At 58.4% G+C, this 15,328-nt stretch carries 16 protein-coding genes; 11 read left to right on the top strand and 5 right to left on the bottom strand.

All coding sequences use genetic code 11. The features are described 5' to 3' along the window. Window positions 1–182 precede the first annotated feature (182 nt). From ACSSVQ_RS09480 to ACSSVQ_RS09470, 3 genes are read right to left on the bottom strand one after another with little or no spacing between them, the layout of a single operon-like run. The gene (locus ACSSVQ_RS09480; protein ID WP_454182595.1) at window positions 183–1,028 is read right to left on the bottom strand and encodes an ATP-binding cassette domain-containing protein; all 846 of its coding nucleotides are present in this window, start codon (window positions 1,026–1,028) and stop codon (window positions 183–185) included. 9 nt (window positions 1,029–1,037) lie between these two features. Then, window positions 1,038–2,147 (bottom strand): ABC transporter permease, encoded by a 1,110-nt coding sequence (locus tag ACSSVQ_RS09475; RefSeq protein ID WP_454182593.1) that lies wholly within the window; start codon window positions 2,145–2,147, stop codon window positions 1,038–1,040. Between the two features lie 4 nt (window positions 2,148–2,151). After that, window positions 2,152–3,282, bottom strand: coding sequence for an ABC transporter permease (locus ACSSVQ_RS09470; protein ID WP_167095884.1), 1,131 nt, complete (start codon window positions 3,280–3,282; stop codon window positions 2,152–2,154). Window positions 3,283–3,901: 619 nt separating this feature from the next. Here ACSSVQ_RS09470 and ACSSVQ_RS09465 point away from each other — a divergent pair. The 11 genes from ACSSVQ_RS09465 to ACSSVQ_RS09415 all read left to right on the top strand — a co-directional run bounded on the left by ACSSVQ_RS09465 (window position 3,902) and on the right by ACSSVQ_RS09415 (window position 13,752). After that, window positions 3,902–4,534 carry a cupredoxin domain-containing protein gene (locus ACSSVQ_RS09465; RefSeq protein WP_205305384.1) on the top strand — a complete coding sequence of 211 codons (633 nt, stop codon included), beginning with the start codon at window positions 3,902–3,904 and terminating at the stop codon, window positions 4,532–4,534. Window positions 4,535–4,588: 54 nt separating this feature from the next. Beyond that, window positions 4,589–6,424, top strand: a complete 1,836-nt coding sequence (locus tag ACSSVQ_RS09460) for a copper resistance system multicopper oxidase (RefSeq protein ID WP_281356711.1) — start codon at window positions 4,589–4,591, stop codon at window positions 6,422–6,424. Between the two features lie 11 nt (window positions 6,425–6,435). Further along, window positions 6,436–7,233: a copper resistance protein B gene (locus ACSSVQ_RS09455; RefSeq protein WP_167095882.1), complete on the top strand. Its 798-nt coding sequence runs from the start codon at window positions 6,436–6,438 to the stop codon at window positions 7,231–7,233. A gap of 79 nt (window positions 7,234–7,312) precedes the next feature. Continuing rightward, window positions 7,313–7,669 carry a hypothetical protein gene (locus tag ACSSVQ_RS09450; protein WP_167095880.1) on the top strand — a complete coding sequence of 119 codons (357 nt, stop codon included), beginning with the start codon at window positions 7,313–7,315 and terminating at the stop codon, window positions 7,667–7,669. 83 nt (window positions 7,670–7,752) lie between these two features. Continuing rightward, on the top strand, window positions 7,753–8,088 hold the full coding sequence (locus ACSSVQ_RS09445; protein WP_205305383.1) for an SHOCT domain-containing protein: 336 nt from the start codon (window positions 7,753–7,755) through the stop codon (window positions 8,086–8,088). 142 nt (window positions 8,089–8,230) lie between these two features. Further along, a complete protein-coding gene (locus ACSSVQ_RS09440; protein WP_167095878.1) occupies window positions 8,231–8,818 on the top strand; it encodes a Spy/CpxP family protein refolding chaperone in 588 nt (195 codons plus the stop codon). A 73-nt stretch (window positions 8,819–8,891) separates the two neighbouring features. Next, the gene (locus tag ACSSVQ_RS09435; RefSeq protein ID WP_167095876.1) at window positions 8,892–9,821 is read left to right on the top strand and encodes a cation diffusion facilitator family transporter; all 930 of its coding nucleotides are present in this window, start codon (window positions 8,892–8,894) and stop codon (window positions 9,819–9,821) included. Further along, the gene (locus ACSSVQ_RS09430; protein ID WP_167095874.1) at window positions 9,818–10,738 is read left to right on the top strand and encodes a DMT family transporter; all 921 of its coding nucleotides are present in this window, start codon (window positions 9,818–9,820) and stop codon (window positions 10,736–10,738) included. Before ACSSVQ_RS09435 ends, ACSSVQ_RS09430 begins: the two co-directional genes overlap by 4 nt. 72 nt (window positions 10,739–10,810) lie before the next feature. Then, window positions 10,811–11,200, top strand: coding sequence for a c-type cytochrome (locus ACSSVQ_RS09425; protein ID WP_454182588.1), 390 nt, complete (start codon window positions 10,811–10,813; stop codon window positions 11,198–11,200). Between the two features lie 64 nt (window positions 11,201–11,264). Further along, window positions 11,265–12,335, top strand: a complete 1,071-nt coding sequence (locus ACSSVQ_RS09420; protein WP_167095870.1) for a phospholipase D-like domain-containing protein — start codon at window positions 11,265–11,267, stop codon at window positions 12,333–12,335. A 25-nt stretch (window positions 12,336–12,360) separates the two neighbouring features. Next, complete coding sequence (locus tag ACSSVQ_RS09415; RefSeq protein ID WP_167095868.1) at window positions 12,361–13,752, top strand: MFS transporter; 1,392 nt, start codon at window positions 12,361–12,363, stop codon at window positions 13,750–13,752. A gap of 304 nt (window positions 13,753–14,056) precedes the next feature. Here ACSSVQ_RS09415 and ACSSVQ_RS09410 read toward each other — a convergent pair whose 3' ends face one another. Beyond that, window positions 14,057–14,383: a 2Fe-2S iron-sulfur cluster-binding protein gene (locus ACSSVQ_RS09410; RefSeq protein ID WP_167095866.1), complete on the bottom strand. Its 327-nt coding sequence runs from the start codon at window positions 14,381–14,383 to the stop codon at window positions 14,057–14,059. A gap of 68 nt (window positions 14,384–14,451) precedes the next feature. Beyond that, a complete protein-coding gene (locus ACSSVQ_RS09405) occupies window positions 14,452–15,165 on the bottom strand; it encodes a cyclic nucleotide-binding domain-containing protein (RefSeq protein ID WP_246220593.1) in 714 nt (237 codons plus the stop codon). Between the last annotated feature and the right edge of the window lie 163 nt (window positions 15,166–15,328).

Genomic DNA, 15,328 nt, shown 5'->3' with positions numbered 1-15,328 from the left:
TAAAAAAGATAGAGACCGTGAGAAGGGCAGAATAAAGCAAGGTTGCACCTCGAATAACTTTCGTTTCGCGGGTGTTGCCGTAAGGAGCGTATGCGGCACACGAGGCATGACAGGGCGAGTACAAGTCGGGGGGCGTGTCAAAGTCCACATGTGGCAGTAAGCCCTCCCCGAACAGAAGCGAGCTAGGTAGCGGGAAGGTATTTGTTTGGTTCGGTCAGAAACTTCTCCCTGCAGCGTTCCGAGCAGAAGACAAACTCTTTATCACCGTACCGTGCCGAGGAAGTTGCCACCCAGCGATCTACGCGCATGCCGCAGACCGGATCGCGAGCCCATTCATGTGGTTCGGCCTTGCGGTCGCGCAACCTTCCGTCTTCCAGCCACAGGATGTGGTCGGCGATATCCTCAATCCGTTCATCATGCGTGACGATCACCACGGCACGTCCATCTTCTTTCGCGATTTCCTGAAGTAGCATTGCCACTTCGAGCCCTCTCTGGGAATCCAGATTGCCTGTCGGTTCATCCGCCAGAATAATCGGCGGGTCGTTGATAAGGGCTCTGGCGACGGCAACTCGCTGCTTCTCGCCACCGGAGAGCCTGTCGGGCCGTGCGTCTCGACGATGTGAGAGATCAAGTCTGTCGATCAGGTGATCTGCTCGCTCGCGAGCCTTCTCCATACTTTGGCCAGAAAGCCGCGCCGGAAACACAATGTTTTCCGCCACACTGATGGCGGACAGCAGGTTGTAGGCCTGGAAAACAAAGCCGATTTCGCTGGAGCGCATGGAGGCCAGTTCGCCTTCGTTCCTTCCCGTGAGTTTCCGGTCCAGTAGAGTGACGGTACCTGACGTGGGTTTCAGCAGTCCGCCAAGCATGGACAGCAATGTTGTCTTACCCGAACCGGATGGCCCCTTGATCAGTACCAGGTCCCCCTTGTTGACCTTCAGGCTTACGCCATCGACGGCACGAACCAGCGCGTCGCCTGACCCGAAATGCTTGATGAGGTTCTGTGCAGCGAGGATCTCTTCGGCCATCCGCTCCTCCTAGTCCTGAAACACGAGCATAGGATCGACGCTCAGCACGTAGCGAAGCAGCAACAACGCTGAGAGCAGCGCGAGGCAGAGAGTTGCCGTTCCCAAAACGAGCACCGTTATGGAAGAGAAGCTCACCGCGATGCCGGGCACCCAGTGACGCAGCCCAGCCTCCAGCGGGTAGGTGACGAGAGCTCCAATGACTATTCCGAGGAATGAGACGACGGCGGTCTGCGCCAGTGCGGATCCGGCAAGCTGTTTCGTCGGTGCCCCGAGTGCCTTCGCGATTGCGAATTCCCGTCGGTGGTTCGAGGAAAAAACAAAGGCGGTGAAGATGACGATGAGGCCCGCTACAGCGAGCCCCATGACCTCCAGAACGCCGATAAGCGCGCCGCCCATCCTCATCGCAAGATTGAAGTCGTTGTGTCGAAGGGCTTGCGGTGTAAGGGCGGAGGCCTTCTCGACTTCGTGATTGATCCGCGCTGCAAGGTCGGACGGTGATGTATCCGGTCGGGCAAACACAAGCAGCACATTGGCGCCGTCTCCCATATCGAACAGATTTCGTGCATCTGTCTCATCCAGAAAGATAAGGGGATTGGCCATTGAATAGGTCCCTCGGGAAACGCCGGAAAGGATAAAGCTCTCATCTCCGACACGCACCCTGTCACCCGGTTGCAGGTCCTGTGCCCTGGCCATCGGCGCTGGCAGGACAACATGGCCGGGCGTGGGCGCAGTCCACCCGGTTGCCCGTTCCCATGCGGATCTGGCTTCTGACGCTGAAGGGATACCGACAACATATGCGAGTTTTTCCTGCCCATTGGGACCGATCAGACTGTCGCGATAGAGAAAACGGGTTACGCCGGCCACACCCTCGACCTGTCGAACGGCATAGATGGCGTTTTCGTTGAGCCGCGATCGTGCCATGTGGAGGTCGCTGATGCCGTCCTGCAAGACCCAGACGTCGCCGGGTGTTCGTTCGATGAAGGTCACGATCTGGTCGGCTTCACCTCGAAACACCGCATCAAGATAAAGGGCCAGGAGAAGGGCAAGCGCGATACCGCAGGCCGCGGTCAGGACGCTCCATTTCTCGACGAGCAGTGATTTGACGCTCCAGTAAAACATTGCCCTACCTCTGAAAGACGACAGCGGGGTCGAGGCGCAGCAGCGTCCGCATCGGGAAAAGGCTACCGGCGATCGATGCCATGAACATCACACCGATGCCCTGGGCGAGGACCGCCATATCGACAATGCGGGCGCCATACAGCGGATCCCAAAGCGATACGGCACGAGCGAGCAGCGTTGCAAGAAGGACGGCCGGCGGAAGACTGAATGCGAAAAGAATCAAGCCACCGCACAGGAGAGTCCCTGCAAGCCACAAGGGGCGCGCGCCCAGGGCCTTTTGAATGCCGAACGCGCGAAGCTGAGAGCGCACCTCGCCATAGCGGAGCATGCTCATGGTGAGAAGTGCGATGACCCAGGCAATGCCGGAAACGAGATACAGGACCGGGCCGATCAGTCTGTCCCCGAATGCTGCGTCCGCCTCGCCAAGTTCGGTCGGCGTGAAGATATCAGCATCCGGAAGCGCTCGTTCCAGGGCGGCGCGGACAGAACCGATATCCTGCCCCGGGATCACCTCGACAAGCAGCGCTGAGACAAGTGATATGTCTCCCGTAGCGAAGGGGAGTTCGGCGTCCAGCGCCATATCGATAAGCCGGTCATATGTCACGAACACATAGGGTGTGAATGGCGAGGTGCTGCCGGATGACAGCCCGACGACGGTCAGTTTGTTGTCGAGTACCCTGACCTTGTCGCCGAGCACGATCCCGTGAAGCGCGGCAAGGTTTTTGTCGAGCACAATTTCGGGGGCGGGGGTGGGCATACGCCCTGATGCCAGAGAGGGGGGACCGCCAGCATCGTCGAACGCGAGCAACATGGCCGGCGTTCTGCGACCGCTCTCGTTCAGGATGACAGGCAGAAGCATGACTGGCGAAACGCTCGCTACTCCGTTCACACTCTCGGCCCTCAGCCTCGAAAGCTGGGGGAGCTTTGATGGAGCCAGTGCGAAATAAGAATTCCCGCTTTCGATTGCTACGAGATCCGCTGGAAGTGACGCAGGAAACAGCCGAAGATCGTCATGGATACCGACCCTCAACCCCTCGAAGAGTAGGACGAGGGAGAGCACGGCGGCATAAACGGCGATCATGAGAACCGCTCGCTTCGGTTCGCTGATCCATTGTTTCCAGCTCCAATACAGCATCCAGTTCCCCGTCATATCCGGATGAAAGCGAGATCGCTGACCTCGATGAACTCGCGCGGAATAAGCTGTTTCGTAGTTTGCTTATAGCATTCCCTTGACCTTCCCGCTGATGGAAGGTTTATGATTTGCTCAGGTTGAAAATGGCTTCGGGCCGCGTTGGTATGAAACTCCTGCGGGACATAGCGCTCTCATGCGTGCTGATCGCCGCTCTGCTGGTCTCCGGCGGGGCGATTGAGCCCGCGCATGCCGACACCGGTCCGCATCACGATGCCATGGAGGGCCCGGTCCATACGGATGATGCCGTTGCAATAGATGCTACTGAAGATTGCGAGGTGTCCACGGGCATACCAACGGATCGGGACTCCGCGCCTGTGCATTGCTGTCATAGTGTTGTGTGCACCACCGGTTTCGTTTTCGAGCCGATTCTCGGCCTCTCGGCCATCAGGGCGTCGCTTCTTCTGACTGTCCGTCCCCGCTCGTATTCCAGCCGGGACCTCTGGAAGGGAACGCCGCCCTGGCAACCTCCGCGTTCTTTCGTCTGATCACCGCGCCCGCATAGCGCCGCGACTTTTCGCGTGCGGGCCCTATCCAGCGATCAACGAAAGACGAGGTTTTCTCGATGTTTCCGAAACGAACGATGCCGCGCGCCATGACCGCGGCGGGGGTGGCCATATTCATGGCGGTGCTGCCCATGAATGCCAGAGCGAGTGAAGCAGGGGCCGGCATGTCCGGCCACATGGAAGCCGAAAGCAGCCATATGGGTGGCGAAGCCATGCATGAAGACGATCATGCCGGCGGCTCGAAGGTCATAGGCCGGCCGGGCGACCCATCGAAGGTGGACGAGGTTATCAGGGTCGATTTGTCGTCCTATGCCTTCTCGCCAGATTCAATAAAGGTCCGGCCCGGCGAAACGATTCGTTTCGTTCTGACCAACAAGACCGACCTCCTGCACGAGTTCAACATCGGCACCAGCCCGATGCATGCCGAGCACCGCAAGGAGATGCTCGAGATGATGCAGAGCGGCATGCTGACGCCAACAGGCATGGCGCCGGCGTCTCCCGGCGCGTCCGGGGCTGGCATGATGAAGCATGACGACCCGAACTCGCAGCTCGTCGATCCGGGGACAACGCGGGAACTGGTTTGGCAGTTTCCGACAAAGCAGCCGGAAAATGGACCGCTGCTCTTCTCCTGCAATATCCCCGGACATGCCGCAGCCGGCATGACGGGCACTTTCACCTTCACATCCGGGTAATCGGGATCCCGGCGGCCTCGCGCCGCCGGGTGACCTTTCACTGAGGCGAGGATAATGACCAACAACGAACAGTTTTCACGCAATGGCATGCCGCCGGTTGCTCTTTCGAGGCGGCGCTTCGTGCAGGGCGTGGCCGCGGGCGGGTTGCTTGCAGGCCTCGGCCTTCCCACGCGTCCGGCCCGGGCATCCGAATTCGGCACGGGCGGCGAGGTGCTGAAGGGCACGAATATCGATCTCTCTATCGCGCCGCTCGGTGTGAATTTCACCGGCGCGCCCGCCACCGCCATCGCCGTCAACGGGCAGGTGCCCGCGCCGGTTCTTCACTTGCGCGAGGGCGACGAGGTGCGTCTGCGCGTGAAGAACGCCACCCCCGACCTCGCGGCCATTCATTGGCACGGGCTTCTGTTGCCGGCGACGCAGGACGGTGTGCCGGGCATCAGCTTTGCCGGCATCAAGCCCGGCGAGACGCACACTTACGCCTTCAAGCTGCGCCAGCACGGCACCTATTGGTATCACAGCCATGCGGGCTTCCATGAGCCGAAGGGCGTTTATGGCGCATTGATCGTGGAGCCGAGAGAAGGTCCGACGATCCGTGCCGATCGCGACTATGTGGTCGTGCTGTCGGACTGGAGCGACGAGGAGCCCGCGGCGATCTTCGACAATCTCAAGAAGCAGGCCGACTACTATAATTTCAGCCAGCGGACGTTCTTCGATTTCACGAAGGATGTCGCGGAGAAGGGGCTGGGCGCGACGCTTGACGACCGGCTGATGTGGGGCGCCATGAACATGACGCCGACCGACATCGCCGATGTGACGGCCTATACCTACACCTATCTGATGAACGGCAAGGCGCCTGCGGAAGGCTGGTCGGCACTCTTTCGTCCGGGCGAGCGCATTCGCCTTCGCTTCATCAATGCCTCTTCCATGACCTATTTCGATGTCCGCATTCCGGGCCTCAAGATGAAGGTCGTCGCGGCGGATGGGAACGATGTCGAACCGGTTTCCGTCGACGAATTCCGGATGGGCGTTGCGGAAACCTATGACGTGATTGTCGAGCCGGAAGACGACCGGCCTTATGCGGTGTTCGCACAGTCGATGGACCGTTCAGGCTACGCCTTCGGCACGCTAGCGCCGCGTGCCGGCATGCGCGCCAAGGTGCCCGCGATGGATCCGCGTCCGATGCTGACCATGGCGGATATGGGTGGCATGGCTGGCATGTCCGGGATGAGCGGCATGCAGGACATGTCTGGCGTGACCGAGGCCTCCCCGATGGGCGGCAATAATGCCGGTATGGCCGGCATGTCGCATGCGGGCGGAATGCACGGCATGGATGCGTCCGGCGGCAAAGTCATGCCCGCTGCGGCCATGATCGAGGTCACGCATCCGGCTTCCGAAGACGGGCCGGGCGCGGTGATGCAACCGAGTTCCGTTTCACTCACCTATAGCGACCCGGGACCTGGCCTGCGAAAGAAAGGCCGTCGGGTACTTACCTATGCGGATTTGCGCGGCGTCAACAAGGTGCCGGTCACGCGGGATCCGGATCGCGAGATCGAACTCCATCTGACGGGCAATATGGAACGCTACATGTGGTCGTTCAACGGCGTGAAATTCTCAGACGCCGACCCGATCCACATGCGCTATGGCGAGCGGGTTCGCGTGCGGCTCGTGAACGACACGATGATGGCACATCCGATCCACCTTCACGGCATGTGGAGCGAAATCGACAACGGGCAGGGCGATCACCGTCCGCTCAAGCACACGGTGAATGTGAATCCCGGTCACGCCATCGACTATTTCGTGAATGCCGATGCGCCGGGTGGCTGGGCCTATCACTGCCATCTCGTCTTCCATATGGATGCGGGCATGTTCCGCAAGGTTTCGGTGTCGTGAGGAGAGCAGACATGAAAAACCGGAAATCACACGTCGCTCTTGCTGCGACACTTGTCCTGACGGCCTTTGCGCTTCCCGGTATGGCGAATGCGGACGCCTATCCGGAGGGTGTCACGGATAAAGACCTCGCGACCGCCGATGCGCCGCCTGCCGACTGGCCTGCGACCATTCACGACAATCCGGTCACCTACGCTCTGATGGCGGAGCAGCTCGAAATCCGAAATCCCGGCGACCTCAACACGTTCAAATGGGACGTGCAGGGCTGGGGCGGGACGGATCTCGACAAGCTCTGGTTCAAGACGGAAGGCGAGCGGACGGACGCCAAATATGACGGCGTTCGGGCGGAGCTTCTCTATTCGCGGGCCGTCGCCGATTACTGGGACCTTCAGGCGGGCGTGCGCACCGACCTCGCCAGCAACACCGCGTCGCGAAGCTGGGCGGCATTCGGGGTTCAGGGGCTTGCACCGAATTTCTTCGAAGTTCAGGCTACGGCCTATGCAAGCGATAACGCGCACTACGCCCTGCGCGGTGAGGTGAGCTACGACATTATGTTCACCCAGCGGCTTGTCTTGACGCCCCGTGTGGACGCCATGTTCTACAGCAAGGACGACCCGAAGAGGGAACTGGGCGCAGGGCTCTCGAGCGCGGAAGCGGGCGTGCGGCTTCGCTACGAGATCCGGCGCGAACTGGCGCCCTATATCGGCGTCAACTGGGAAAGAAAATTCGGCAGCACGGCAAGCATGGCGCGCGCCGGCGGTGGGGACGTCGAGCTTACGACCTTCGTCGTCGGCCTGCGTCTCTGGTTCTGAGGTTCTGGTGAACACGGAGCACGTCTCAGCCGGTGCAGGTGCTCCGTCTGCAAGCAACCGGCCAACTAGGGAGATCAAAATGAAAAAGCAGGCTACAGCAGTTGCATCTGCATTCGCGTTGTTCGCTTCCGTCCTTATTGCCCCCGGCATTGCATCCGCCGCAGGCATGGGGATGGAAAATGGTCAGCAAATGCCCATGGGACAACAGCAAATGGATGCAGGCCAGCAATCAATGGGTCCCGGTCAGCAAATGCACAGGGGCCAGCCGATGCAGACAAACGGGCGAATGCCGATGGGGCAGGGCATGCAGCAGCATATGGGAGGCATGCAGGACATGTGTGCCCGGATGCTCGAGCAGCATGGCCAAATGATGAATGGCGGCATGATGAATGGAAATCGTGCCCAGGCTCAGGCATGCCAGAATTTGAACCGGTAGGTCTGCAGTCCACCATGCAATACATGTGAAAGCGTGCAGGGGAAGCGGAAAGCTTCCCCTCGCACGCAGAAATGGAGAACACAATGGGTACGCTGTCAATTGCAGCCGCTTTTTCCGGCGTTTTGCTCCGGTCGGTTCCCGTCGCGGCGTATATGGGCGGTTCGGGAGCGGATAGCGGCTATGGTCATATGTCCGGATACGGAATGGGATTTTTCGGGATAGGACACTGGCTTTTCGGCATTCTCCTGATTGTGCTGTTTGCGGCGTTGATTGCAGGATTCGTTCGCCTTTTTGCCGGTGGCAATCGAGGGAAATCTCAAGGTCAGGATCCTGTGACCGCCCTGGACCTGCTCTACGCGAAGGGTGAAATTTCGCGCGAGGAGTATCTGAAGAGGAAAGCCGATATCACCGGGAGCTGATGGCGCCACGCGCGATGCGGAAAATGTAACGCTGTTATTCCGTATGCGGTTTATCGGGAGTGATGTTCGTTGATCTCGCGCAATGCTGCGAGCGGTCGAGTGAGCGAGTTTACTGAAACCAGACTTATCCATGGAGAGCGTGATGAATATTCGGAAAGCGGCCCTTGCGGGCGTCGTAACGGCGCTGTTGGCGTCTACAGCCTATGCGCATGATCCCTCCGGTCAGAATGGCGGATGGATGATGGGCGGCTACGGCATGGGACCCGGCATGATGGGTTCGGGCCAGGGCCATATGATGGGCTACGGTGGCGGCTATGGTCCCGGCGCCATGATGGGCGGCGGTTACGGGATGATGGGCGCCGGCTGCGGCATGGGCGGTTACGGCGCGTCCGGTGACTACGACACCTATGTGGACGGACGCCTCGCCTTCCTGAAGGCGGAACTCAAGATCACGGACGACCAGAGCGCTGCCTGGTCTGCCTATGCGGATGCTCTCAAGGAAAACTTCCAGAGCATGGCGGGCATGCATCAGCAGATGTTCAGCCTGTTCCAGAAGGGCAATGAAGACCGTTCCGCCGTGAATATGCTGGACCTGCAGATCTCGATGATGAAAACGCGTCTTTCGGCGCTCGAGGGGATGAAGCCGGCGGCCGAAAAGCTCTATGCCGCCTTGTCGGACGATCAGCGGGAGACGGCAGACCGGATCCTTCCTGTCATGGGCTGCATGTGATGGTCACCGCGTCTCTCGGGTAGAGACGGGTTGATGAGAGACAGGCTCCCGCTTGATGCCGAAAGGAAAATGAATGACTCACATGTCTGGTGGGCATGCCGGCCATATGCCTTCAAGCGGCCGGGGACTTGCGATTTCCGCCTGGTTGACGGGGGTTTATTTCTTTATCGAGATGGGAATCGGATTCTGGACGGGCTCCATCTCTGTTATATCCGATGCCTTCCACACATTCTCGGCGGTCGGCGGGGTCGTGGTGGCAATCGTCGCGGCGAGAGTGGCGCGCCGTCCCGCCAGTGAAGAACAGAGTTACGGCTGGTATCGGGCCGAGCTTGTCGGCGCATTCGTAAATGGCGGTTTCCTGCTGGGCATGGCGCTTGTCGTCATTGTCATGGGCGGCATGCGGCTGACAGCGCCCATCGAGCTGCCGACCGGCCCGATGCTCTGGGCGGCAGCAGGCGGCCTTTTTACTGAAATCATTTCTCTCGGTCTGATGTGGCGTCAGAGCCGGAACGACCTCAATGTCAAGGGTGCGCTGTGGCACATCATACAGACCTTCGTGGGAAGTCTGATCATTATTGTCGCGGCGCTGGTCATTCGTTTTACCGGCTTTCTGCTTATCGATCCGATCCTCGGCATGGCGTTCGGCTTCGTGTTGCTTTGGGCGAGTTGGACGATCCTCAAGGACGCCACGCGTCTGCTCATGGAAGGAACGCCTTCGGACGTGAACCTGCGTGAGATCGCCACGGCGCTTCAGAAGCTTGATGGCGTGAAGGATGTGCACCACGTCCATGCCTGGGCTCTGACCAGCGGAAAATATGTGTTCTCCGCGCATATGCGGGTCGACAAGGACGCGTCGGGTGGAGACATTTTGCGCAAGGCTCACCACCTGCTTAAGCAGGAATACGGCTTCTTTTTTGCGACGCTGCAAATCGAGGATATCTGTCTTGATGAGGCGGGCGCAGAGGCAATCGACGTCATCTCGACGAGTTCCGGCACGGCATGACGGCGCAAACGGTTTCTCTGCTCGCGCTTGTCACCATTTCCGAGGCGACCATCGGGGTTTTCGTCAAGCTGACCGGCGGTCTCATACCCATACAGACGCTTAACTTCTACGCGCTTTCTCTGGCGGCCTTACTGCTGTTCGGCTTCATGCCGCGCGTAACTGGCAAGCCGTTGCGGTTTCCCCGGGGCAATCTGACGGACACATTAATGATCGGGGTTCTGATCGCCGCGCAGATCAGCGTGTTCAACTACGCGATGACGCTTGTGCCGATTGCCAATGCCGTCATCTTCTGGAGTATTGCTCCCTTTTTCACATTCATCTTCTCGGCAGTCTTTCTGGGCGAGAAGGCGCGGCCCGGTCATGTCCTCATCTTTTTAGTTGCCTTGGCTGGCGTTGCCATTGCCAACCCGCTGAAAGGCGGGGAGATGGCGGGCAATCTCGTCGCGCTGGGAGATGGCGCAGTGTACGCCGCCATGGTCACCTATCTGAGGTATGAAGGTAAGTCGGAAGCCGGAAACGATATCGCATGGTCGATGCTGATTGCGGCGATCGTGCTTTCCCCTTCGACATTGCTGTTCGGGGGCGGCGATATCCTGCACGGCATATACTATGAGCCCCTTGGCATGACGGTTCCGGTTCTGCTTTGGGTTTTTGGGCTGGGGGTCGTTTCCACCGGGTTCGCCTATCTCGGCATATCGATGGTTCTGAAGACTCTCGATGCAAACATATACGCCCTGATCGACATCATCGTGTCGCCGCTCGTGGCGTCGTTCCTTGGTTATCTGGTCTTTGGTGACATTCCCTCGTCGGGGATGGTGCTGGGTGGCGCCATGCTGCTCGGCGCAGGATTCTGGCTGACGCGCGAGACGTCAATGGGGATGGAGAACCAGGCGGTTCATCCGTGCCAGTGCGCGTAGTGATGACTGATGCAATGAAGGATTCATCAGCTCCAGCGTATCGTTTTCGCTGACGGCAACAGGGAGCAAGCGATGGTGAAAAATTTTCCTACATATGCTGTGCTTGCAGTAATTGCAGGCGGTGTCGTTATTGGTGCATGGCGGATGTTTGGAGAAGAAAGCGGGCACTCTGCGAAGAGCGATGTCGTTGTTCCGCCTCTTTCCGGCGATGCAGCTCTTGGCAAGGCAGCGTTCGACAGAAATTGCGCCGAGTGTCATGGCGGTAATGCCAGCGGCACCGGTAAAGGGCCGCCGCTCGTACATCAGATCTACAATCCCGGGCATCATGCCGATGAGGCATTTTTCAGGGCAGCCGAGTACGGCGTCCGCCAGCACCACTGGCCCTACGGAAACATGCCCGCACAGCCGCAGGTGTCGCATCGTGAGGTCGCGCGAATCGTCGAGTATGTCCGCGCCCTCTAGAAAGCTAACGGAATCGTCTACCAGCCCCACAGAATGTAGGCCGTACAATCAACGCAACAGGGCCATGAACGGAGATCAGACGAGATTCAGCCTTTTTACAGAGGGCGATGAGCTCTTCGAAAGCATGCTGCGTGACATATCCAGCGCATCGAAGTCGATATTATTCGAGGTCTATATCTTCAGGTCTGACCGTGTTGGGCAAAGGTTTCTGGACGCATTCGCGGGAGCCGCCGGCCGGGGCGTCGATGTTCGAGCAAGATTGGATGCATTCGGATCCTGGGGCACATTTCCGGGGAGCGCGCATGACGCCCTCCGGAGAGCTGGTGTGCAGTTGAAATGGTACGGACGCTGGAGTTGGCGTCATCCGTTCCGCTACGGACGACGAGATCACCGCAAGCTTCTCGTAGTCGATGGAGAGGTTGCCTATCTCGGCGGCTTCAATGTTGGAGAGGAAAGCTCTAGGACGAGCATCGGCCGAACACGGTGGCGAGATACTCATTTGCGTTTCACCGGGCGTCTGGCATCCCGTGCGGAACAGCTTTTCCACGATTTCGAGGAAAGGAGAGAATGCGGCAAAGAGGAGTGGGTGGACGGATCGCTGCTGTTGCCAAACTACGGTGTCGGATGCCGATACAGATGGCACTGTGTTCTCCGGCAGCATCTTGGCGAGGCCACAAAAAGAATCTGGATCACGACGCCCTATTTTGTGCCGGACGCGGCTACGCAGCGGGGGCTTCGCAACGCAGCGCTACGAGGTGTGGATGTGAGGTTGCTGGTTCCCGGTAAGAGCGATGTTTCTGTTGTTCAATGGGCTGCCCGGCTTTCCTACGAATCTCTCCTGGGCGCCGGCGTGAAGGTTTTTGAGTTCGGCGGACGTGTGCTCCACGCCAAGACGATTGTCATAGATGATGACTGGGCAAGTGTCGGAACCTCGAATCTCGATTACAGAAGCCTGTTCATCAATGATGAACTCAACCTCGTGACGCGGTCATCCCGACTGAACCACGAGCTGGCTGACGTATTCCTCGATGATCTTGAACATGCGATGCGCGTGGTACAGAAACCGCGAGGGAAAATATCTCTGCTTCGCTTTGCTCAGGGGTTAATTGGCTGGGCCGCACGAAAATGGTTGTAGGCGAGCGATATGGCAGGGAGTGAATATGGCGGATGGAAATGCACTGTTCGATCTCGATGAAGAGCATCGACTCACGGCGGTGCTCGCAGGTGTCATCGGCAATATCCTCGAATGGTACGATTTTGCACTCTACGGTTTTATGGCGTCAGTGCTCTCGGGGTTGTTTTTCCCTGACAGCAACCATCTGGTCTCGTTGATAGCGACCTACGGTGTGTTTGCCGTCGGCTTTATCATGAGGCCTTTGGGCTCTGTTGTATTTGGGTGGATGGGCGACACATTTGGCCGGAGTCGGACATTGGTTTTGTCTGTGGCAATGATGGCTTTTCCAACATTGTGTCTGGGTCTCTTGCCTGTCTACGCGCAGGCTGGAGTGTATGCTCCGCTTCTCCTCGTTTTAGTGCGCATGGTGCAGGGGCTGTCTGTGGGCGGCGAGTTCTCGACATCCGTGACCTATCTAGTGGAAACCGCCCCCGCCGGCCGACGGGGTGTTGCCGGAAGCTGGGCGAACATTGGAAGTCTGTGCGGCATGCTGTTGGGATCGGGCGCAGCCACTGCTGTGACGAGTTTGCTGACCGCCGACGCCATGCATTCATGGGGGTGGCGTATACCCTTTATCTTTGGCGGAGTGCTTGGTGCGATAGCCATCGTTCTAAGACGTGGTTTGCCGGAGTCGCCTCATTTCAAACGATACCAGAGTGCCCGCTGCCGAAACTCACCTATCGTGGAGGCGTTTAGCTGCAATCGTCGCGAAACCGTGCAGGGAGTTCTGTTCGCCTCGTCCTATGGCGCATTGTTCTACCTTGCGCTCGTCTATCTGCCGACCTGGGTAGCGCAGGTCACGACAATCCCGCTCGATAGTGCCATGCGTATCAATACCCTGACGTTGGCATTGTTGATCCCGTTTATTCCTCTGGCGGGCTGGATTTCAGATCGGTTTGTGAGGCGAACGCATTTGCTCGCGGGTGCGATCCTCGCAATCGGAGGAGCAGGCGTTTTTCTGTTGCCATGGATTCTCGCTGACGGAGGATTCGCCGCATTGGTAGGTCAAGTCGCCATGGGACTCTTCCTTGCGGTACCGCTCGGGGCGGCTCCCGCGCTGTTCACCGAACAGTTTCCGGAGGACGATCGCCTGACCGCCTACTCCATAGTGTTCAATACTGGTCTCGGGATCGTGGGGGGAACCACTCCGGTTCTCGCTAGCTGGCTCATTCTGGAAACTGGTTCACAACTAGGACCGCTCATTGTCTTGCTCGCTGCGATGTTGAGCGGTGTCACGGGACTCATCTGGATGCGTGACAGGAGCCGTGAACCTCTGATGACGCAATGCGGAATTTCTGTGCGGCACGCCATGTCTGCCGGACGTGAAATGAGAGAGCGGGGGCGATGTCCTGCATATGCTGAAACGCAGGCCAGGTAGTTCCCGAAACCCGGAAAACAGGTTGGCGTTAGATACTTCTACAGAGTCGGACCATATGATTACTACAAAGAATGTCCGAACCATGTGCCTCGTAACTAGGCGAGCACAATGTCGTCCCGATGCGCAATTGTGGATATTCGAAACTCACCCGAGAAGGCTTGTGCAAAAAATGGCCGTGCGACGTGAGCGGACAATTCCATAATGGGTGCTATCGGCTAGCCCTGAAGAGACAAGAATCTTTTCTTTAATGGTATTTCCTCAATCTTGGAGGCGTTCCCGTACCTCAGGCCGCCGTGTAGCTCTCTCAGTTCCATCTTTGCCAGTCCGGAATATGCAGTCTCAGTCCATTCAGAGCGGGGGACAGATTTATCTGACAGCCTAATCTGCTTTCTGGTCGCGCGTTTGGCGCAAAATCGAGAATGTCTTCTTCGATACCCGATGCGGGGCCAACCAGCTCAAGCCATTCGTTATCAACATATACGTGGCACGTTGAACAGGCGCAGTTCCCTCGGCAATTCGCTTCTATACCTTCAATATCGTTCGAAACCGCAGCATCCATCACATTCGTGCCCGGGCGAACCTGGAGTGACTTTTCCGTTCCGTCGGGAAAGATGAATGTCACTGTTGTCATTTTGCTTGTCCGCTTCGATACATGCGAGGGAAATGCCTGCGACTGTCTTGCAGGTAGAGTGGTTTGCTTTACAGGTGGAGCTCTTCGTCCGGGTCGATCAAAGGGTCGGGTCCGCAGGCGGCCGCAAGACGTTCGTCATCGTGGATGAGGATGGTGTTTGCCTGGACCTCGATACCGTCATGTTGAAGGGACGCAAGGGCCCGGGAAAAGCTTTCACGCGTGAGCCCCAGTTCGGAGGCGATCAGAGTCTTTTCGTAAGGAAGGGTGATGCGGTTTCCGCCGCCCTGTTTCCGCCGGAGCGCAAGGATGTAGCAGCCCGCGCGCTGCGAAGCCGATCTCAGTTTCAGGTTCTTGATCTGACGGACCATGCGCCGGAACTGACCGGCGAGACTGGCAACAAGCGCATGCGACAGAGCGGGATCCTGTTGCAGGGTGCGTCGAAAGGCGTCTGCCTGGATCAACAGGAAGCGCGACGCTTCCTGAACGCGTGCCTGCATGAGATAGGGCGAGTTCGTTACCACGGCGGCGGGAATGATGAGGTCCGGCGGTTCGACCACTTCGATCAGCACCTCCTTTCCCTCGCTTGATCTGCCAAACAGATGGGCCGCCCCCTCAAGAAGAACATGCTGAAATGTGGGCATCGTCCCTTGTTCGAAAAGAACGGTTCCCGCCGGTGCGCTGTGGACGACCGCATGGCGCAGCAGCTCCTCCCGCGCCGGCGACGTCATCTGCGCAAAGAGGGGGAGCTGGTCGATGTCTTCAACGGAAACAGAAACGCTCAATTCGTACCTTTCTCTTTTCGCACGCTGCCGCAGCGGTCAGAATGCGCGTGATATAAATCACACGAAAATTTGATTTATATCAAATCAAATGGTGAAATTTGCCTTCTAGTTGAGTCTCTTCGCGACCGGGCGGCGAGGGCTCCCCCCTCGCGCCGAACTTTTC

It is taken from the genome of Parvibaculum sp. MBR-TMA-1.3b-4.2 (assembly GCF_053628815.1).
The sequence above is the reverse complement of the archived record's forward strand: the minus strand, read 5'-3'. Positions and strand labels throughout refer to the sequence as shown.

Coding starts and splice junctions, on each gene's coding strand:
- ACSSVQ_RS09430 (WP_167095874.1), top strand. CDS start 9,818: ATGACGGCGCAAACGGTTTCTCTGCTCGCGCTTGTCACCATTTCCGAG.
- ACSSVQ_RS09465 (WP_205305384.1), top strand. CDS start 3,902: ATGTTTCCGAAACGAACGATGCCGCGCGCCATGACCGCGGCGGGGGTG.
- ACSSVQ_RS09460 (WP_281356711.1), top strand. CDS start 4,589: ATGACCAACAACGAACAGTTTTCACGCAATGGCATGCCGCCGGTTGCT.
- ACSSVQ_RS09470 (WP_167095884.1), bottom strand. CDS start 3,282: ATGCTGTATTGGAGCTGGAAACAATGGATCAGCGAACCGAAGCGAGCG.
- ACSSVQ_RS09420 (WP_167095870.1), top strand. CDS start 11,265: ATGAACGGAGATCAGACGAGATTCAGCCTTTTTACAGAGGGCGATGAG.
- ACSSVQ_RS09455 (WP_167095882.1), top strand. CDS start 6,436: ATGAAAAACCGGAAATCACACGTCGCTCTTGCTGCGACACTTGTCCTG.
- ACSSVQ_RS09480 (WP_454182595.1), bottom strand. CDS start 1,028: ATGGCCGAAGAGATCCTCGCTGCACAGAACCTCATCAAGCATTTCGGG.
- ACSSVQ_RS09410 (WP_167095866.1), bottom strand. CDS start 14,383: ATGACAACAGTGACATTCATCTTTCCCGACGGAACGGAAAAGTCACTC.
- ACSSVQ_RS09475 (WP_454182593.1), bottom strand. CDS start 2,147: ATGTTTTACTGGAGCGTCAAATCACTGCTCGTCGAGAAATGGAGCGTC.
- ACSSVQ_RS09425 (WP_454182588.1), top strand. CDS start 10,811: ATGGTGAAAAATTTTCCTACATATGCTGTGCTTGCAGTAATTGCAGGC.
- ACSSVQ_RS09435 (WP_167095876.1), top strand. CDS start 8,892: ATGACTCACATGTCTGGTGGGCATGCCGGCCATATGCCTTCAAGCGGC.
- ACSSVQ_RS09440 (WP_167095878.1), top strand. CDS start 8,231: ATGAATATTCGGAAAGCGGCCCTTGCGGGCGTCGTAACGGCGCTGTTG.
- ACSSVQ_RS09450 (WP_167095880.1), top strand. CDS start 7,313: ATGAAAAAGCAGGCTACAGCAGTTGCATCTGCATTCGCGTTGTTCGCT.
- ACSSVQ_RS09415 (WP_167095868.1), top strand. CDS start 12,361: ATGGCGGATGGAAATGCACTGTTCGATCTCGATGAAGAGCATCGACTC.
- ACSSVQ_RS09445 (WP_205305383.1), top strand. CDS start 7,753: ATGGGTACGCTGTCAATTGCAGCCGCTTTTTCCGGCGTTTTGCTCCGG.